Source organism: Streptomyces sp. NPDC050535, from assembly GCF_044457665.1.
GTDB lineage: Bacteria > Actinomycetota > Actinomycetes > Streptomycetales > Streptomycetaceae > Streptomyces.
Window position 1 is genome coordinate 366,168 of the sequence record NZ_JBITHE010000007.1, and the last position, 18,335, is coordinate 384,502.

The following is an 18,335-nucleotide window of genomic DNA, read 5'->3' on the forward strand; positions in this document are numbered from 1 at the left end:
GGGCGGGCGCTGCGGCCTCACCGCCGTGCCTCAGCCCAACTCCCCGCGCTCCACGCAGAACTCGTTGCCCTCGGGGTCCGCGAGGAGGACCCAGCCGCCGCCGTCCGGACGGGTGTGGTCCGCGATCCGGCGGGCGCCGAGTTCCAGGGCCCTCGCCACCTCGTCCGCCCGGGTTCGCCCCTGCGGCTGGAGGTCGAGATGGACGCGGTTCTTGGCCGTCTTCTTCTCCGGGACGCGCACGAAGAGCATCGCCGGGCCGCCGGACGGGTCCCGGATCACCGCCTCCGGGTCGCCGGGCTTGTCGTCGTCGGCCAGCGGACGGCCGAGCAACTCGCTCCAGAAGAGGCCGAGTTCGTACGGGTCACCCGTGCAGTCGAAGGTGAGGGTGCGGATGGTGGGGTTCACGCGGTCTGTCGCTCCCATGGGTCTAGTCGCCGGTCCGGCCGTCGGCCAGCTCGCGCAGGATGTCGAGGTGCCCGTTGTGGCGGGCCGTCTCCTCGATCAGGTGGAGGAGGATCCAGCGGAGGTTCACGTGGAGGCCGTCGCGGACGGGGCGCTCGGCGGGGCTGTCGAGGTCGCGCTCGGCCACCAGCCGTCGGTAGCGGGCGCACTGTTCCTCGTACCGGGCCAGCAGGTCCGGCAGCGGGATGTCGACGGCGATGCGCATCTCGCGGTCGGGGTCCTCGTCCGTCCAGGGGCCTTCGTCCTCCTCGCCGAGGAACACCACCTGGAACCAGTAGTACTCCACCCAGTGCAGGTGGCTGATCAGTCCGCACAGGGTCATAAGCGGGGAGCCCGGCAGCAGCGACTTGCGGGCGTTCTCCGGGGAGACGTCCTCGCACTTGGCACGGGCCGTGGCCCGGGCGTAGTCGAGGAAGGTGGCCAGTTGAGTGCGCTCGTCCCAGGCGGGAGGCGTGTCTGTTCGCGTCGTCGTCATCGGGGTGAAGCATCCCGGCACGCCCGTTCGATGTCGAGCGATTAACCGCCGTCGCCCGGCGGGCGCCCCTCTTCCGGGTGTACGGCGGCCAGCGCCCGGCCCGCCTCCCGCAGCGAGGGGAAGCAGGCGTCGGCGCGGGTGAGTTCGGCCGGGCGGTGGGTGGAGGCCACGGCGTACACCGTGCAGCCCGCGGCGAGGCCCGCCTCGACACCCGCGGGCGAGTCCTCGACGACCACACAGCGGGCCGGGTCGACGCCGAGGCGGGCGGCGGCGGTGAGATACCCCTCCGGCGACGGCTTGCCCACGCGGACGTCCTCGGCACACACCCGTACGCCGGGAACGGGCAGCCCGGTCCGGGCGAGCCGGGCCGCGGTGGGGTGCGCGCGGCTGGAGGTGACGACCGCCCACCGGTGCGGCGGCAGGGACCGCAGCAGCGCGAGGGCGCCGTCGAAGGCGCGGAAACCGGGTTCCTCCACGGCCATCAGCCGGTCCAGGACCAGGTGTTCCCCGGCGGGATCCAGCCCGGGGACCAGCAGCCGGAGGATGTCCGTGCGGCGCCGGCCCTGCGTGGCCCGCCGGACCGCCTCGGGGTCCAGGCCGTGCAGCCTCGCCCAGGCGCGCCAGACACGTCCGTGCGCGTCGGCGGTGTCGATCAGCACACCGTCGACGTCGAAGAGAACGGCCTCCACCGTGTGCTGCCCCAACTCCTTTGCCTTCCAACGCAGTCGGTGGCGGCCCGGTAGCCGCCGTCGGTGTCCCGATCAGGGTTCGAGCGGGCCCACGGGCTGAGAGACTGCTGCGATGGCTGACCGTTCGTTCAGTGACCTCTCACTGGCCGCCCTGTACGACACCCTCAATCCGTGGGGGCCGGGTGACGACTTCTACCTGGACCTCGTACTGTCCGCGCGGTCCGTGCTCGACGTCGGTTGCGGGACGGGCCAGTTGCTCGGGCGGGCCCGCGAGTCCGGCCACGCGGGACGGCTCTGCGGGCTCGACCCCGCCGCGGCGATGCTGGTGCAGGCGCGGCGGCGGGCGTCCGTCGAGTGGGTGCTCGGGGATCTCACCACGACCCGGTGGGAGCGGGAGTTCGACCTCGTCGTGATGACCGGCCATGTGTTCCAACTGCTGCTGACGGACGGGCAGTTGCGCGACGCCCTGGCCGCGGTCCGCCGGGCCCTCGACGACGGGGGCCGGTTCGTCTTCGAGACCCGCAACCCCGCCGCCCGCGCCTGGCGGAGCTGGACTCCGGAACGGGTGCGCGAGGCGACGGACCCCCACGGCGAGGTCGTACGCGTCCGGCACGACGTCGAGACACCCGTCGCCGGAAACCGGGTCACGTTCACCGAGACCTTCGACCACCCGGATTGGGAGCGGCCCCGGGTGAGCCGCAGCACGCTGCGGTTCACCGGCCCCGAGATCCTCGACGGGTTCCTCACCGAGGCGGGGTTCGCCGTGCACGAGCGGTTCGGGGACTGGGGGCGGGGGCCGCTCACCCCCACCGCCCCGGAGATCATCACCGTGGCCCGCCCCCAGCGGCCGTGACCCTCAGTTCTTCGCGATCTCGTCCTCCAGCGCCGCCAGCGCCGGATCCAGGATGATGTCCTCCGCACGGGCCCCGATCGTCGGGTCCTCCGGGAAGTGGCACGCCGTCAGATGACCCTCGGCGTTCCCCGAGAGCCGGACCAGCGGCGGCTCCTCCTGCGCGCACTTGTCCTGCGCCTTCCAGCATCGGGTGCGGAAGCGGCAGCCCGACGGCGGCGAGATGGGAGAGGGTACGTCACCCTCCAGACGGATGCGTTCCTTCTTGTCGGCGTCGATGTCGGCGTCGGGGACGGCCGACATCAGCGCGTGCGTGTAGGGGTGGCGCGGGCCGGTGTAGAGCGACGTACGGTCGGCGATCTCGACGATCTTGCCGAGGTACATGACGGCGACACGGTGCGAGAAGTGCCGCACGATCGCCAGGTCGTGGGCGATGAAGACGAACGCGATGCCCATCTCCCGCTGGACCTCCTGGAGCAGGTTCACGACCTGCGCCTGGATCGACACGTCCAGCGCGGACACCGGCTCGTCCGCCACGATCAGCTTGGGCGACAGGGCCAACGCCCGTGCCACGCCGATGCGTTGCCGCTGGCCGCCGGAGAACTCGTGCGGGAAGCGGTTGTAGTGCTCGGGGTTGAGCCCGACGGTCTCGAGCAGCTCCCGCACCCGGGCCTCGCGGCCGCCCGGCGGATGGACGCCGTTGATCTCCATCGGGGCGGAGATGATCGTGCCGACCGTCTGGCGGGGGTTCAGGGAGGCGTACGGATCCTGGAAGATCATCTGGATCTCGGAGCGGATCGGGCGCAGCTGGCGCCGGGAGGAGTTGCTGATGTCCTTCCCGCGGTAGGAGATCGTGCCCGCCGTCGGCTCCAGGAGCCGGGTCAGCAGTCGTCCCGTCGTGGACTTGCCACAGCCCGACTCGCCCACCAGGCCCAGGCTTTCGCCGGGGAACACGTCGAAGGAGACCCCGTCCACGGCCTGGACGGCGCCGACCGTTCGCTTGATCGGGAAGCCTCCCTTGACCGGGAAGTGCTTCTTCAGGTCGGTGACACTCAGCAGCGGTTCAGGCGTCTGCGCCCGCTGCCCGGGGATCGCGTCGGTCACGACCGCGGTTTTCTCGTCGCTCACAGTCAGTCCCCTCAGCCCAGCCTGGGCCGAATCAAGTCGGTGAAGATGTGGCTCTTTTGATCCGGTGTCAGATGGCAGGCCGAGCCACGCCCCACCGGTAGTTCGGGTCGTACGTCCACGCACCGGTCGGACCCCTCGACCTCGCCCGTGAAGGTGCACCGCGGGTGGAACGGGCATCCCGAGGGCGGGTTCAGCAGCGACGGGGGCGCGCCCGGAATGGGCGTCAGCGGTTCGTCGACGTCAGCCGTGAGGCGCGGCATGGAACCCAACAGGCCCCAGGTGTAAGGGTGTTGCGGAGACTTGAGCACCTCGCGGACCGTGCCGCGCTCCACCGCCCGGCCCGCGTACATCACGAGCAGGTTGTCCGCCATGTTGGCGACCACCCCGAGGTCATGGGTGATCATGATGATGGCGGAGCCGAACTCCTGCTGGAGGTCCTTGAGCAGGTCCAGGATCTGTGCCTGCACGGTCACGTCGAGGGCCGTCGTCGGCTCGTCGGCGATCAGCAGATCCGGGTTGCAGACCAGCGACATAGCGATCATGACGCGCTGGCGCATACCGCCGGAGAACTGGTGCGGATAGTCGTCCACCCGTTCCTTGGCGTGCGGGATGCCGACCTTCGTCAGCATCTCGATCGCCCGCGCCCTCGCCTCCTTCTTGGAGGCCCCGGTGTGCTTGCGGAACGGCTCGCCGATCTGCCGCCCGACCGTGTGGTACGGCGACAGCGCGGTCAGCGCGTCCTGGAAGATCATCGCCATCTTGTTGCCGCGGAGCTTCTCCAGCTCGCTCTCGGTGGCGGTGGTCAGCTCCTTGCCATCGAGGACGATCTCGCCCTCGACGGTGGTGTTCAGCTTGCTGTGCAGGCCCAGGACGGTCAGGTTGGTGACGGACTTCCCGGACCCGGACTCGCCGACGATACCTAGGGTCGTACCGCGCTCCAGGTCGAAGGAGAGACCATCGACCGCCTTGACGTCGCCGTCCTCCGTGGAGAACCGGACATGCAGGTCGCGGACCGAGAGAAACGCGTCGGTTCCGGTGGGAGCCGGCGCGTCCTCCGGCTTGGTGAGAGTGGTCACTGCGGTTTCTCCCGGTACTACGAGCAGGACGACGAGCAGGTGTGCGGCACAGCTACCGCGGGACTGCGGATTACGGACTACGCCAGTCGTACGCGCGGATCGACCACCGCGTACAGGGCGTCGACGATGACGTTCAGTACAAGGATGAACGCGGCGCTGATCAGCATCACGCCCATCAGCTTCGGCAGGTCCTTGCCGACCACCGAGTCCACCGCGAGTCTGCCGAGACCCGCGAGGCCGAAGGTGAACTCGGTGACGACGGCGCCGCCGAGCAGGGCCGAGAGGTCCATGCCGAGGATGGTGAGGATGGGGATGAGCGAGCCGCGCCAGGCGTACCGGAAGAAGACGTATCTCCCGGACATGCCCTTCGCGCGGGCCGCGCGCACATGCTCCTCCTGGAGCTGCTCGATCATCGTCGAGCGTGCCATACGCGTGTAGTTGGCGGTGAAGATCACGGACATGACGAGCCAGGGGATGAGCAGGCCCATGAACCAGCCCCCTGGATCCTCGGTCAGCGGCACGTACTTGGGCTTGTCCAGCCAGCCGGTGCTGTAGACGAAGATGCCGAGGACGATCGGGCCGAGGAAGTAGATCTGGAAGGAGCTGAGCACCAGCGAGATGCTGCTGGCGCCCTTGTCCAGCCAGGTTCCGCGGTAGCGGGCGGCGACCATGCCGGTGCCGAGACCGACGATGAGAAAGACGATCAGGCCGCCGATCGTGAGCGAGAGCGTCAGCGGGAAGCGGTCCATGATCGTGTCCCAGACCATCTGCTGATCACGGAAGGAGACGCCGAAGCAGGGGGCCGGGCAGTGGCCGACGGCGAAGTCCCGGCCGACGAAGACGCCGGAGAGGAACTTCCAGTACTGCACGGGCAGTGGGTCGTCCATGCCCAGGTTCTTGTGGATGATCGCGAGCGCGTCCGGGGTGCAGTTCTTGCCGCACGAGAGCGTCGCCGGGTCCTGGGGGATGGCGTAGTACATGAGGAACGTGACGACGCTGATCAGCAGAAGGATGAGCATCGCGCCGAACGTCCGGCGAAGGATGAATCGAAGCATGGCGGAACGCTGCTCTCGGGACGGCTGCGGCCAGGGACAGGAGCACCGGGGGCGCACTCGGCTGAGTGCGCCCCCGGGACCGTGGTCAGCTCTTGAGGAAGACCCGGGTCGGGTCGATGTAGCTGGTCACCGTGGAGTAGCGCAGGCCGCCGATGTTGGAGCCAGCGATCTGGAACACCTTGGTGTAGTAGATCGGCGCGGCCGGGTTGACCTTCTCGCTGATGTACTTGTTGAGGGCGTTCCAGGCCTTGGAGGCCTCCGCGGAGTCCGTGATCTGCTGGATGCGGACGATCTCGGAGTTCACGTGGTCGTCGTTGATGTGCGCGTAGTTCGACGAACCGTCCTGGATCTGCGTGCCGTCGTACAGCGGCGGGAACACCGTGCTGGCGGACGGCCAGTCCTGGCCCCAGCCGGTCATGTAGAGGTCGAGACCGTTGTCGACCTTGCCGACCTGCTCGTACCAGGTGGCGGAGTCGATCTCCTTCTTCTGGACGTCCAGGCCGATCTTGGTGAGGGCGTCCTCGATGAGGATGGCCTGCTGCTGGCGGACCGGGGTGTTGGAGTAGGCGTAGACGACCTTCTTGCCCTCGGCGCCGGCTTCCTCGACCAGCTTCTTGGCCGCCGCTATGTCACCGTTGGGCTTCTTGGCCCGGTTGAAGGGGTCGTACGACTCGTCGTAGCCCGGAGTGGTCGGCGACATCAGGTTGTTGGCGACCTCACCGCCGTAGTTACCGCCGTCGGCGCGGAAGATCGAGGTGGCCGGCAGGGCCAGGGTGATCGCGTCGCGGAGCTTCTTGTCCTTCATCCGGTCCAGGTTGAAGTTCAGCTGCCAGACGTAGGGCGCGTAGCCCTGGACCGTGCGCTTCATCGCCGCGGCGTCGGACACGACCTTCTGCACCTGCGTGGTGGCGACCTGACCGGTCATCATGATCGCGTTCTTGGCGTCACCGCGGTCGGCGAGGATCGTCTTGGTCTGGTCCTCGTCGTCGTGGTTGACCTCGAGGTTGAAGCCGTCCACGTACTGGTGGCGCATCGGGTCCGTCTTCGCGTCCCAGTTGGTGTTCTTGACCAGCTTGACGCTCTTGCCGGGCTTGAACTCGGAGATCTTGTACGGGCCGACGGCGACCGGGTCGGTGTCGTACTTCTCCTTCGTGTCCGTCCCCTCCGGAACGATGGAGTAACCGGCCATGGCCAGCGCCTGCGCCAGGTCGGGCTGCGCGGTCTTGAACTTGAAGACGACGGTCTTGGCGTCGGGCGTCGCCAGCACGGTGTCCGGCAGGTGCTTGCCCTTGAACGGGCCCGCGTACGCGTCGCGGTAGGCGGTGCCGGATCCCGACAGCCACTGCTGGATGAAGGACGGACCGTCGGTGATGAACGGGTCGTAGAGCCGCTCGAAGGTGTGCCGGACGTCGGCCGAGTCGATCACGTGACCGGTCTCGTCCTTGACGCCGTCCTTCAGCGTGAACGTCCAGGTCTTACCGCCGTCGGAAACCTTCCCGGGGTCGGTGGCGAGGTCGCCGACGACGGTGAGACCGCCCTTGCCGTCCTCCTTGTACGTGGTCAGACCGCGGTAGATCAGCTTGGACAGCAGGCCGCCGTCGCTGACGTAGATCTGCGCGGGGTCCAGGTGCGAGAAGTCCGTCTCCTGGTAGACCTGCACGGTGCCGCCGGGCTTGGCACCCGTGACCTCCTCGGCGGGACCCGTGGAGTCGGCGGCGGTGCCGAACTTCACCGCCTGGGACTGCGCGGCGGCGTCCTTCTTCTGCTTGCTGTCGTCCTTCTTGCTGCCGCTGTCACTGCTGCTGCAGCCGGCCAGCGCCAGGGCGCCGACCGCGACCGCGGCGACTGCGGTCCGCCCTCTGAGGGAACTGAGGATGCTCATGGAGTTGAAGTCCACCTGCCTGTGAGTAGTGATCACTGGTGCTGCCTTGAAGTGCGCGGCCGGTTGTCGCCGGCTCCCGGGTGGCAGCGGCCCTCGCTGGTATCAGCGGCCCGTCTTGGGATCGAACGCATCCCGGACGGAGTCCCCGAGGAGGTTGAACGCCACGACGAAGACGACCATGGCGACACCCGGGAAGAACATGTAGACGGGGTCCTGCTCGTAGATGTCCGACCCGATGGCGAACATCCGGCCCCAGTCAGGGGTCGGTTCGGTGTAGCCGACTCCGACGAAAGAGAGGAACGCGACCGAGAGAATGGTGCTGGGCAGCATGTACGTGCCCTGCACCAGGATCGGGGTCACGAGGTTGGGCAGCAGTTCCTTGCGGATGATGCGCCAGGGCGAGGCGCCGGCGACCTTCGCGGCCTCCACGAACTCCCGCTCACGCAGCGAGAGGGTGACCGCCCGGATCAGCCGGGAGAGTCCCATCCACCCCAGGAACCACAGAACGCCGACGATGGCGAGTGTGCGGATGTAGGTGGGGGTCTCCTCGTCGGGGGCGACGAACATCACGGTGATCACGGGCATGGACGCGATCATGAACAACTGGCTGGGGAAGGCCAGCAGGAAGTCCGTGAACCGGCCGAGCCAGTAGTCCACCTTGCCGCCGAAGTACCCCCCGACCAGGCCGATCACGATACCCATGACCACCATGGCGACAGTCGCCGCGAGCGCCGTGTAGAGCGAGGTGCGCATGCCGTACAGGAGTTGCATGAACACATCGCGCCCCAGGGTTGGTTCGATGCCGAACCAGTGCTCGGGGGTGATGCCGCCGTTGGGACCCGCAGGCATGTTGAAGTCGTTCAGGAGCGTCGGGTCTTCCTGCCCGTAGAGCGTGTACGGGTTCTTGCCGTACAGCTTCGAGACCAGCGGAGCGAGGGCGGCGATCAGGAAGAAGAAGAACACGATGTACGCGGAGAGCACACCGGTGCGGTCGCGCTTGAACCGGCGCCACATCAACTGGCCGGGCGATCGCCCTTCCAGCTTCTCCGGCTGCTCGGAACGTTTCGGCTCGGCCTTCTCGTCGACCTCGGTGGAGGCTTCCGCGCCCTGGATCTCGATCGGACTGGTCATGGTTCGTCCATTTCATGGGTACGCCGAGGCCATGGCCGCCACGAGCTTGTGGGCGTCCACGGTTCGGACCATGTGAATCAGGAGAGACGTATGCCTAGAGGTCGCGGAGCGCCAGGGCGCGGCGGGCGACAACTCGCAGGTGAACACGCGTAGTTGGCATCTTGTGCCTCCTCATGACTCAACCGGTGCACGGACAAGGGGCTCTGTCTGACCTCCGACACCCCTGACGGAGGGTCAAACACCCCACGGTGCTCGTGAGTCGACACTGCCCCCGCAGCGCATGACCCATTGACCCGAGCGTTACGCGGCTAACTATCTGACATGAGCCAGATACCGACCACTGCCTTTAGGTCTCGGTTCCATCACAGCTGATGCGTACATCTTCCAAAATCTGGACAAAATGATCTGAGAGAGAAGCCCGCGAAACGGACTTGTTACATGCGTATCGGGCGGGAGGAACCGCATTTCGGACACGGCGCGACGGGAAAACCAGTTGCGAGGGGTGTCCGGGGCGGCTAGATCTTGCGCAGCAGAAAGCCCGGGCCCACCCCATGACGGGGGAACCCGGGCTCGGTTGCCGGTGTACCGGCCCTGCCGAGGGGCCGGATCAGCCGTGCCGGACAGCCGGATCAGCGGCTGTCCGGGGCGACCGGATCAGCTGTTCTTGGCGCGGCTCGCGGCGCGGGCGCGCTCGCGGCCGTCCAGCTTGACCTTGCGAATGCGAACGGCCTCCGGCGTCACCTCGACGCACTCGTCGTCGCGGCAGAACTCCAGCGACTGCTCCAGCGAGAGCTTGCGCGGCGGGACGATCGCCTCGAAGGAGTCGGCCGCCGCCGACCGCATGTTGGTGAGCTTCTTCTCCTTGGTGATGTTCACGTCCATGTCGTCGGCGCGCGAGTTCTCGCCGACGATCATGCCCTCGTACACCTCGGTGCCGGGGTCGGTGAAGAGCACACCGCGCTCCTGGAGATTCGTCATCGCGAACGCGGTGACGGCGCCGGAGCGGTCGGCGACCAGGGAGCCGTTGTTGCGGGTCGTCAGCACGCCGAACCAGGGCTCGTGACCCTCGTGGATCGAGTGCGCGATGCCGGTGCCACGGGTGCCGGTGAGGAACTCGGTCCGGAACCCGATGAGGCCGCGGGACGGCACGACGAACTCCAGCCGGACCCAGCCCGAACCGTGGTTCGACATGTTGTCCATCCGGCCCTTGCGGACGCCCATGAGCTGCGTGACCGCGCCCATGTGCTCCTCGGGGACGTCGATCGTCATGCGCTCGACAGGCTCGTGGAGCTTGCCGTCGATCTCCTGGGTGACCACCTGCGGCTTGCCGACGGTCAGCTCGAAGCCCTCGCGGCGCATCTGCTCGACCAGGATGGCGAGCGCGAGCTCACCGCGGCCCTGGACCTCCCAGGCGTCCGGGCGCTCGGTCTCGAGCACGCGAAGGGAGACGTTACCGATCAGCTCGCGGTCCAGACGGTCCTTGACCTGGCGGGCGGTGACCTTGCGGTCCTTGACCGCGGCCTTGTTGTCCGCGCCCTTGCCGGTGGCGCCGCGGCCGACCATCGGCGAGGTGTTCGTACCGATGGTCATGGAGATGGCCGGCTCGTCGACCGTGATCAGCGGCAGCGCGATCGGGTTCTCGGGGTCCGCGAGGGTCTCGCCGATCATGATGTCCGGGATACCGGCGACGGCGCAGATGTCACCCGGGCCGGCCTTCTCGGCGGGCTTGCGGGTGAGTGCCTCGGTCATCAGCAGCTCGGTGATGCGGACGCTGGACATCGTGCCGTCGCGCTTGATCCACGTGACGGTCTGGCCCTTGCGCAGCTCGCCCTGCTCGACGCGGAGCAGCGCGATACGGCCGAGGAAGTTGTCGGCGTCCAGGTTGGTGACGTGCGCCTGGAGCGGGGCCGCCTCGTCGTACTCCGGGGCCGGGACGTGCGAGAGGATCGTGGAGAAGAAGGGCTCCAGGCTGTCGCTGTCGGCCGGGACGGTGCCGTTCTCCGGCTTCGTCAGCGAGGCCACACCGTCGCGCGCACACGCGTAGACGATCGGGAACTCGATCTGGTCCTCGTCGGCGTCGAGGTCGAGGAAGAGGTCGTACGCCTCGTTCACGACCTCGTCGATGCGCGAGTCGGGCCGGTCCGTCTTGTTGATGCACAGGATGACGGGCAGCCGGGCGTGCAGCGCCTTGCGCAGCACGAACCGCGTCTGGGGCAGCGGGCCCTCGGAGGCGTCGACCAGGAGCACGACGGCGTCCACCATCGACAGACCGCGCTCGACCTCGCCACCGAAGTCGGCGTGACCGGGGGTGTCGATGATGTTGATCGTGATGACGTCGCCGCCATCCTTCGGGTGGTACTTCACGGCCGTGTTCTTGGCCAGGATCGTGATGCCCTTCTCACGCTCCAGGTCATTCGAGTCCATCATGCGGTCGTCGAGCGACTCGGCGGCGTGCGCGGCGAAGGCACCGGCCTGCTTGAGCATGGCGTCGACCAGAGTGGTCTTGCCGTGGTCGACGTGGGCGACGATGGCAACGTTGCGGATGTCGTGGCGCGTGGCCATATTGAGGCGCTTCTCCCGGAGTGAGTGGACGGCCTCCGCAGCGCGGGGCCTGCCGGGCTGAACACGCCACGGCCTTACCCCATGGTACGTGGCCCGGGCACCGGCGGCCTCCGCGGCCCTGTCGGCCCGGGTCCGGGGCCGCACCCGCGGGCTCGCGGTCAGGCGCCCGCCGCGGCGGGCGTGCCGGCCGGTCGGTTCCACCGGGCGGCGGTGCGCGCGGCGGCGTCCGACGCGGCGATGCCTCCGTATTCGTCGGAATCACCGCAGGTCAGGACCGTCTCGCCGATCTCGTCCCAGGCCCTTGACCGGCTTCGCGTCGCCGACACCCGCGCCGGTGCGGGAAATCCGGCCCCGCCCGGGCCGATGGACGTCCAGGCGCGGGACGACCCCTCGGCGTCCCCAGCGGGCAACTCGAAGTACTCCCCGACTTCGTCCGGAACGTCCGGCTCCGGGGTCGTCCCCGTGGCCGGTGGCGAGCACCCGCCACGGGCGCCCGCTACTCGTCCTTCTTCTTCTCCACCCGCGGCGCGCCCTGCGCCCCCTTCTTCAGGAAGCCCATGTCCTCGTAGACGGGCGTCTGGAAGCCGAAGGCGCCGGTGTTGGCGAGGTTCGTGCGGGCGGCCGTGAGCTGGGGGCGCTGATAGAGGGGAATCGATCCGGCGGCGGCCCAGATACGGGCGTCGGCCTTGCGGACCAGGGAGCGTCCCTCCTCCTCGTCGAGGGTGGCGATGGCCTGGTCGAAGAGCTGGTCGACCTGGTCGGTGCCGACGCGGGTGTAGTTCTGCTCGACGGTGAGCGAGCCGTCGGCCGCCGGTACGGGCTTGGAGTAGATGGGCCGCGCGTCGGTGGCCGGGAAGGCGGAGGCGGGCCAGGAGTACAGCGCCAGGTCGTATTCGCCGGACGCGATGTGGTCCTTGAAGTAGCTGTCGTCCGGGACCCTGTTCATCTCCGTACGGATGCCGACGCGCTCCAGCATCCGCGAGACGCGGTCGGCGACGGCGCGCAGCGACTCCGAGCCGGGGCCGGTGGGCACCACGAAGCGGAGCGTCAGCGGCTTGCCGTCCTTGGCGAGCGCGGCTGCCGCGGCACCCGCCGGGGCCGCCGTGCCCTTGGGCGCGTACGCGCCGGGCGCTCCGCCGTGCTTGGCGCCCTTGGCTTCGTTGTGCCCGTACTGCTTGCCGTCGGGGTGCTTGCGGGCCTGTTCGTCCGCGTACCGTCCCGACTGCTTCCCTGAGTGGTCCTTGGGGTCCTTCTTCTTCTCCCGGTCGGCCTCGGCGGGCTTGTTGTCCTCGCCGACGATGTACGTCCCGTCGTCGGAACCGGCTCCGGAGCCTTCTCCCGAACCTTCGCCGGAGCCTTCTTCGGAGCTCTCTCCGGAGCTCTCCCGGGAGTCCGCCTCCTCGCCCTCGGACCCGGCCGCCTCCTCCGCCTTCTTCTGCTCCTTGACGGGGCCGCCCGGCACCCACCCGGCGTCCGCGAGCAACGCCCGCGCCTCGGCGGTGTCCTGGCCGCCGAGGGCGCCGCTGTTGTCGGCGTACGCCCCCTGGCCGGCGAGCGCGAGGTGGCTGCCGACCGGCACGGCGGGCAGCCCGAGCGGTTCGAGGACCACCTTGGCGAGCTCCTCACGGTCGATCGCGCGGGCCACGGCGCGGCGGACACGCTCGTCGGCGAGGGGACCCTCGGAGCCGTTCAGGGCGAGCTGGGTGTAGGCGGGTTCGAGGGACTTGCGGACCACGAAGCCGCGCAGCGCGGACTGCCGGGCGGTGAACTCCGCCATCGCCTCCTGCCGCTTCTCGCGGGCGCTGAGCTCCTTGCCCGCGGCCTCCTCGTCGGAACCGTGCGCGAGGGCCCAGGAGCGCAGCGCCTTGGCGGGGGTGAGCGCGGCGCCGGGGCCCTGGAGGGGTGTGCTGCCCTTGGTGCGGGCGGCGTGGGTGATCCGGCGGGCCTCGGCGGGGTCGATCTCGGCCAGGTCGAGCCTGCCGTCGGCGAGCGCGGCGGCCCGCTCGTCGCGGGGCACCGCGCGCAGCACGATCTCGGAGAGCTTGGTGGGGCGGCCCCACCAGCGCGGGTTGCGGGCGAGGGTGACCTTGCCGTCCTCGCGGTCGACCTTCTTGAGCGTGAAGGGTCCCGCGGTGACCTTCAGCTTGCGGCGCGCGCCGTCGTTGAAGGTGTCCGGGGTGCCCATGACGTCCTTCGGGTACAGCGGCGAGAACAGCGACTTCCAGTCGGCGTACGGGCGGCTGAAGGTGACCTTGACCTCCAGGTCGCCGGCGCCGCGCTCGATCTTCTCGATGCGGTCGTAGCCGGCGTTGCGGGCCGTCCAGTACGCGGAGTCCTTGCCGGACAGGGCGCGCCACTGGGCGGCGAAGTCGGCGGCGCCGATCTCCCGGCCGTCGCTCCACACGGCCTGCTGGTCGAGCTTGTAGAGCACGACCTGTTTGGGCTCGCGGTCGGTGACCTTCGCGGACTCCAGGTAGTCCGTGTCGATCTGCGGCCGCCCGTTCGGGTCGAGCCGGTACATCGAGGGCAGTACGGCGCCGGCGACCCTCGACGTCGCGGCGTCGGCGTCCGCCTGGAAGGTGTTGAGCGTCTCCGGTACGGCGTCCACGGCCCAGCGCAGGGTGCCGCCGTCGGCGATCCGGTCGCGGGTCGCGGGCGCGATGTCCTGCCCGGCGACCGGCTTGCCTGCCTGGTCCTCAGTGCTGCACGCGGTGAGAAGGGGTACCGCGAGCGCGCCTGCGGTGAGAAACGCGACCGAGCGCATCACCGCGCGCAGACCGACGCCGTCGTGGGACATCACTGCAACCTCCGGGGGACGCTCGGCTCTGATCACGTTTGGCCGTATATGGAGCTGATCAGATCTTTGCGCCCACTGAAGGGGAGGAGCGCGGGGTGACGGCGGCGACACGGCGGGGGCGGGCGGAAAGCCCACCCGTGCGGCGCAACGGACGGTGTTCGCGGCCCCGGACCCGGGCGCGCGCCCAGCGTGCGGCGGGGCGTACGGACGAGTGAGATCCACCAATCCATGCACACGCCTTCACACGGGCTCATGTGACGCGCGACACTCGCAGGCGCATGAACGTTGCCGCCTCGGGCCCGCAAGGCCCGTGAAAGAGAGGGCAAGTCATGTCCGTGCAGGACGACCTGACATCAGTTCAGCGCTGCCTCGACGACCTCGCGAGGTCGGTGGGACGCCTGGAGCAGCAGATCGGCGGGGGCCTGGAGATGCGCCGCGTGCGCACCGACGCCGACCACCTCCGCGAGAGCGTCGCGCTGCTGAAGGAGGCCGCCCCCGGTCTGTCCGCCCCGCGGCGGCCCGACCTCGTATCCATCCCCGACACCCCCTACGACACCTCCCTGTGGACGGACTCGGACGACGAGGGCCTCGGCGCCCGCGACCGCCGCGCCCCCTGAATCCGCCACGCCCCCGATCCCGACCGGAGTCATGAGTTGGCCACTGGTACGGAACCCCATCCGAACAGCGGCGGTGTACGCGCCGGTACGCGCGCCGCGATCAACGCCCCGCATCTGCGGACTGACCGCTGGTGGCTGGCGCCCGCCGCCACCGCGGCAGGCCTGCTGGCCTTCATCGTCTACTCGACGTGGCGGGCGTTCGCCGAGGCGGACTACTACGCGGCGCCGTACGTCTCGCCGTTCTACTCGCCCTGTCTGGCGGACCGTTGCGAGCCGATGCGCTCCGGGCCCAACGCGGACCTGTTCGGGAGCTGGTGGGGCATCTCCCCCGCCATCATCATCCTGATCTTCCCGCTCGGCTTCCGGATGACCTGCTACTACTACCGCAAGGCCTACTACCGCGGCTTCTGGGCGAGCCCGCCTGCCTGCGCGGTCGCCGAGCCGCACAAGAAGTACACCGGCGAGACCCGCTTCCCGCTGGTGTTCCAGAACGTCCACCGGTACTTCTTCTACGCGGCCATCCTCGTCGCCGGGATCCTCACGTACGACACCGTGCTCGCCTTCCGCGACGAGCACTACGAGTGGGGCCACATGGGCCTCGGCACCCTGGTCTTCCTGCTCAACATCGTGCTGATCTGGGCGTACACCCTGTCCTGTCACTCCTGCCGGCACATCGTGGGCGGCAAGCTGAAGCACTTCTCCAGGCATCCCGTGCGATACCGGATGTGGCAGTGGGTGGGCAGACTGAACGACCGTCACATGCTGCTCGCCTGGGCGTCGTTGGTGAGCGTGGCGCTCGCCGACTTCTATGTGTATCTCGTCGCTTCCGGCGCCTTCGACGATCCGCGCTTCTTCTAGTGAGTGGGGCCTTGTGATGTCCGTGGTCGACCGGCAGGAGTGGGACGTCGTCGTGGTCGGTGCCGGGGGCGCCGGACTGCGCGCCGCCATCGAGGCACGCGAACGCGGGGCGCGTACCGCCGTGATCTGCAAGTCCCTGTTCGGCAAGGCCCATACGGTGATGGCCGAGGGCGGTATCGCGGCCGCCATGGGCAACGTCAACTCCGGTGACAACTGGGAGGTCCACTTCCGCGACACCATGCGGGGCGGGAAGTTCCTCAACCAGTGGCGGATGGCCGAGCTGCACGCGAAGGAAGCCCCGGACCGGGTATGGGAGTTGGAGACCTGGGGCGCCCTCTTCGACCGGACGAAGGACGGGCGGATCTCGCAGCGCAACTTCGGCGGGCACGAGTACCCGCGGCTCGCGCACGTCGGCGACCGCACCGGGCTCGAACTGATCCGCACCCTCCAGCAGAAGATCGTGTCCCTCCAGCAGGAGGACATGAAGGAGACGGGCGACTACGAGAGCCGTCTGAAGGTGTACCAGGAGTGCACCGTCACCAGGATCCTGAAGGACGGCGCCCGGGTCTCCGGGACCTTCTGCTACGAGCGCGAGTCCGGCCGCTTCTTCGTCCTCGAGGCGCCCTCGGTCGTGATCGCCACCGGCGGCATCGGCAAGTCCTTCAAGGTGACGTCGAACTCGTGGGAGTACACGGGCGACGGGCACGCGCTGGCCCTGCTGGCCGGGGCGCCGCTGCTGAACATGGAGTTCGTGCAGTTCCACCCGACGGGCATGGTCTGGCCGCCGTCGGTGAAGGGCATCCTCGTCACGGAGTCGGTCCGCGGCGACGGCGGAGTGCTCAGGAACTCCGACGGGAAACGCTTCATGTTCGACTACATCCCGGACGTCTTCAAGGAGAAGTACGCCCAGTCCGAGGAGGAGGGCGACCGGTGGTACGAGGACCCGGACCACAACCGGCGCCCCCCCGAACTGCTCCCCCGTGACGAGGTCGCGCGCGCCATCAACTCCGAGGTGAAGGCGGGCCGCGGAACGCCGCACGGCGGCGTCTTCCTGGACGTCTCCACCCGGCTGCCCGCCGAGGCGATCAGGCGCCGACTGCCTTCCATGTACCACCAGTTCAAGGAGCTGGCGGACGTCGACATCACCGCGGAGGCGATGGAGGTCGGCCCGACCTGCCACTACGTCATGGGCGGCATCGCGGTCGAGTCGGACACCGCGGCGGCACGCGGCGTACCCGGCCTGTTCGCCGCCGGTGAGGTGGCCGGCGGCATGCACGGCTCGAACCGGCTGGGCGGCAACTCGCTCTCGGACCTGCTGGTGTTCGGACGCCGGGCGGGACTGCACGCGGCGCGATACGCGACCGATCTCGGTGAGCGGCCCCCGGTGGACGAGATCCAGGTCGACACGGCGGCGGCGGAGGCACTGCGGCCCTTCTCCGCAGAGGGCCCCGAGCCCGGACAGGAGGACGCCGACCCGGCGGAGGCGGCGCGGACACCCGCCGCCCGCCCGCCCGAGAACCCGTACACCCTCCACCAGGAACTCCAGCAGACGATGAACGACCTGGTCGGCATCATCCGCCGGCAGCAGGAGATGGAGGCGGCCCTGGAGAAGCTCGCGGATCTGCGGGTGCGGGCACGCCGGGCCGGAGTCGAGGGGCATCGCCAGTTCAACCCGGGCTGGCACCTCGCCCTGGACCTGCGCAACATGCTCCTCGTCAGCGAGTGCGTCGCACGGGCCGCCCTGGAGCGTACGGAGTCCCGTGGCGGACACACCCGCGAGGACCACCCGGCGATGGAGCGCGCCTGGCGCCGCGTCAACCTCCTGTGCCAACCGACCGACCCCACCGGCGGGTTGGCGGCCACCGACCCCGTGCACGGCCAGATCGACCTGACCCGCGAGAGCACCGAACCCATCCGCCCCGACCTGCTCGCCCTCTTCGACAAAGAGGAGCTGGTCAAGTACCTCGCCGAAGAGGAGCTCTACGAGTGAGCAGCTACGAGGCCCGTTTCAAGGTGTGGCGCGGGGACGTGAAGGGCGGTGACCTGAAGGACTTCACGGTCGAGGTGAACGACGGCGAGGTGGTGCTGGACATCATCCACCGCCTCCAGGCGACCCAGGCCTCCGACCTGGCCGTGCGCTGGAACTGCAAGGCGGGCAAGTGCGGTTCGTGCTCGGCGGAGATCAACGGGCGGCCGCGCCTGCTGTGCATGACACGGATGTCGGTGTTCACCCGGGAGGAGACGATCACCGTCACGCCGCTGCGCGCCTTCCCCGTCATACGGGATCTGGTCACGGACGTGGGCTTCAACTACACGAAGGCGCGCGAGGTGCCGTCCTTCGTGCCGCCCGACCTGGCGCCGGGCGAGTACCGGATGCAGCAGGAGGACGTGGACCGCCCGCAGGAGTTCCGCAAGTGCATCGAGTGCTTCCTGTGCCAGGACACCTGCCATGTCGTCCGGGACCACGAGGAGAACAAGACGGCGTTCGCGGGTCCGCGGTTCCTGATGCGGGTCGCGGAACTGGACATGCACCCGCTGGACGCCGCCGCCGAGTCCGGCCTGGACCGCAAACGCACGGCCCAGGACGAACACGGCCTTGGTTACTGCAACATCACCAAGTGCTGCACCGAGGTGTGCCCCGAGGGCATCAAGATCACGGACAACGCGCTGATTCCCCTGAAGGAACGGGCTGTCGACCGCAAGTACGACCCGCTCGTGTGGCTGGGGAGCAAGATCCGGCGGCGGACCTGAGG

At 69.0% G+C, this 18,335-nt stretch carries 16 protein-coding genes; 5 read left to right on the forward strand and 11 right to left on the reverse strand.

What is annotated here, in order from left to right:
• Window positions 1-30 precede the first annotated feature (30 nt).
• From ACIBLC_RS19150 to ACIBLC_RS19160, 3 genes are read right to left on the reverse strand one after another with little or no spacing between them, the layout of a single operon-like run.
• Window positions 31-423: a VOC family protein gene (locus tag ACIBLC_RS19150; RefSeq protein WP_399212155.1), complete on the reverse strand. Its 393-nt coding sequence runs from the start codon at window positions 421-423 to the stop codon at window positions 31-33.
• A 4-nt stretch (window positions 424-427) separates the two neighbouring features.
• Window positions 428-937 carry a DinB family protein gene (locus tag ACIBLC_RS19155; RefSeq protein WP_399212156.1) on the reverse strand — a complete coding sequence of 170 codons (510 nt, stop codon included), beginning with the start codon at window positions 935-937 and terminating at the stop codon, window positions 428-430.
• Window positions 938-978: 41 nt separating this feature from the next.
• Entirely contained in the window at window positions 979-1,641 is a 663-nt protein-coding gene (locus ACIBLC_RS19160; RefSeq protein ID WP_399212157.1) for an HAD family hydrolase, read from the reverse strand.
• 97 nt (window positions 1,642-1,738) lie between these two features.
• Between ACIBLC_RS19160 and ACIBLC_RS19165 the strand changes: the two genes are divergently transcribed.
• The gene (locus tag ACIBLC_RS19165) at window positions 1,739-2,479 is read left to right on the forward strand and encodes a class I SAM-dependent methyltransferase (RefSeq protein ID WP_399212159.1); all 741 of its coding nucleotides are present in this window, start codon (window positions 1,739-1,741) and stop codon (window positions 2,477-2,479) included.
• 3 nt (window positions 2,480-2,482) lie between these two features.
• On the opposite strand, the gene ACIBLC_RS19170 is transcribed toward ACIBLC_RS19165, so the two are convergent.
• From ACIBLC_RS19170 to ACIBLC_RS19205, 8 genes are all read right to left on the reverse strand, one after another.
• On the reverse strand, window positions 2,483-3,580 hold the full coding sequence (locus tag ACIBLC_RS19170; RefSeq protein ID WP_399212206.1) for an ABC transporter ATP-binding protein: 1,098 nt from the start codon (window positions 3,578-3,580) through the stop codon (window positions 2,483-2,485).
• 35 nt (window positions 3,581-3,615) lie between these two features.
• Window positions 3,616-4,680, reverse strand: a complete 1,065-nt coding sequence (locus ACIBLC_RS19175; protein WP_399212160.1) for an ABC transporter ATP-binding protein — start codon at window positions 4,678-4,680, stop codon at window positions 3,616-3,618.
• 77 nt (window positions 4,681-4,757) lie between these two features.
• On the reverse strand, window positions 4,758-5,735 hold the full coding sequence (locus ACIBLC_RS19180; protein WP_399212161.1) for an ABC transporter permease: 978 nt from the start codon (window positions 5,733-5,735) through the stop codon (window positions 4,758-4,760).
• An 85-nt stretch (window positions 5,736-5,820) separates the two neighbouring features.
• Entirely contained in the window at window positions 5,821-7,617 is a 1,797-nt protein-coding gene (locus tag ACIBLC_RS19185; protein WP_399212162.1) for an ABC transporter substrate-binding protein, read from the reverse strand.
• A 102-nt stretch (window positions 7,618-7,719) separates the two neighbouring features.
• Window positions 7,720-8,748: an ABC transporter permease gene (locus ACIBLC_RS19190; RefSeq protein ID WP_399212163.1), complete on the reverse strand. Its 1,029-nt coding sequence runs from the start codon at window positions 8,746-8,748 to the stop codon at window positions 7,720-7,722.
• Between the two features lie 654 nt (window positions 8,749-9,402).
• Window positions 9,403-11,310 (reverse strand): translational GTPase TypA, encoded by a 1,908-nt coding sequence (gene typA / locus ACIBLC_RS19195; RefSeq protein ID WP_399212164.1) that lies wholly within the window; start codon window positions 11,308-11,310, stop codon window positions 9,403-9,405.
• 158 nt (window positions 11,311-11,468) lie between these two features.
• Window positions 11,469-11,720, reverse strand: coding sequence for a hypothetical protein (locus tag ACIBLC_RS19200; RefSeq protein ID WP_399212165.1), 252 nt, complete (start codon window positions 11,718-11,720; stop codon window positions 11,469-11,471).
• A gap of 86 nt (window positions 11,721-11,806) precedes the next feature.
• Entirely contained in the window at window positions 11,807-14,107 is a 2,301-nt protein-coding gene (locus tag ACIBLC_RS19205; protein WP_399212166.1) for an ABC transporter family substrate-binding protein, read from the reverse strand.
• A 329-nt stretch (window positions 14,108-14,436) separates the two neighbouring features.
• Between ACIBLC_RS19205 and ACIBLC_RS19210 the strand changes: the two genes are divergently transcribed.
• From ACIBLC_RS19210 to ACIBLC_RS19225, 4 genes are read left to right on the forward strand one after another with little or no spacing between them, the layout of a single operon-like run.
• Window positions 14,437-14,724: a hypothetical protein gene (locus ACIBLC_RS19210; RefSeq protein WP_399212167.1), complete on the forward strand. Its 288-nt coding sequence runs from the start codon at window positions 14,437-14,439 to the stop codon at window positions 14,722-14,724.
• Window positions 14,725-14,760: 36 nt separating this feature from the next.
• A complete protein-coding gene (locus ACIBLC_RS19215; protein ID WP_399212168.1) occupies window positions 14,761-15,582 on the forward strand; it encodes a hypothetical protein in 822 nt (273 codons plus the stop codon).
• A gap of 16 nt (window positions 15,583-15,598) precedes the next feature.
• On the forward strand, window positions 15,599-17,572 hold the full coding sequence (locus tag ACIBLC_RS19220) for a fumarate reductase/succinate dehydrogenase flavoprotein subunit (protein ID WP_399212170.1): 1,974 nt from the start codon (window positions 15,599-15,601) through the stop codon (window positions 17,570-17,572).
• Window positions 17,569-18,333, forward strand: a complete 765-nt coding sequence (locus ACIBLC_RS19225) for a succinate dehydrogenase/fumarate reductase iron-sulfur subunit (RefSeq protein WP_399212171.1) — start codon at window positions 17,569-17,571, stop codon at window positions 18,331-18,333. The genes ACIBLC_RS19220 and ACIBLC_RS19225 overlap by 4 nt, the downstream gene beginning before the upstream one ends.
• The last annotated feature ends 2 nt before the right edge of the window (window positions 18,334-18,335 follow it).

What these genes read in the sequence shown, in the direction of transcription:
- ACIBLC_RS19190 (WP_399212163.1), bottom strand. Translation starts at nt 8,748, where the DNA reads ATGACCAGTCCGATCGAGATCCAGGGCGCGGAAGCCTCCACCGAGGTC.
- ACIBLC_RS19150 (WP_399212155.1), bottom strand. Translation starts at nt 423, where the DNA reads ATGGGAGCGACAGACCGCGTGAACCCCACCATCCGCACCCTCACCTTC.
- typA (WP_399212164.1), bottom strand. Translation starts at nt 11,310, where the DNA reads ATGGCCACGCGCCACGACATCCGCAACGTTGCCATCGTCGCCCACGTC.
- ACIBLC_RS19165 (WP_399212159.1), top strand. Translation starts at nt 1,739, where the DNA reads ATGGCTGACCGTTCGTTCAGTGACCTCTCACTGGCCGCCCTGTACGAC.
- ACIBLC_RS19210 (WP_399212167.1), top strand. Translation starts at nt 14,437, where the DNA reads ATGTCCGTGCAGGACGACCTGACATCAGTTCAGCGCTGCCTCGACGAC.
- ACIBLC_RS19180 (WP_399212161.1), bottom strand. Translation starts at nt 5,735, where the DNA reads ATGCTTCGATTCATCCTTCGCCGGACGTTCGGCGCGATGCTCATCCTT.
- ACIBLC_RS19185 (WP_399212162.1), bottom strand. Translation starts at nt 7,617, where the DNA reads ATGAGCATCCTCAGTTCCCTCAGAGGGCGGACCGCAGTCGCCGCGGTC.
- ACIBLC_RS19220 (WP_399212170.1), top strand. Translation starts at nt 15,599, where the DNA reads ATGTCCGTGGTCGACCGGCAGGAGTGGGACGTCGTCGTGGTCGGTGCC.
- ACIBLC_RS19205 (WP_399212166.1), bottom strand. Translation starts at nt 14,107, where the DNA reads ATGTCCCACGACGGCGTCGGTCTGCGCGCGGTGATGCGCTCGGTCGCG.
- ACIBLC_RS19155 (WP_399212156.1), bottom strand. Translation starts at nt 937, where the DNA reads ATGACGACGACGCGAACAGACACGCCTCCCGCCTGGGACGAGCGCACT.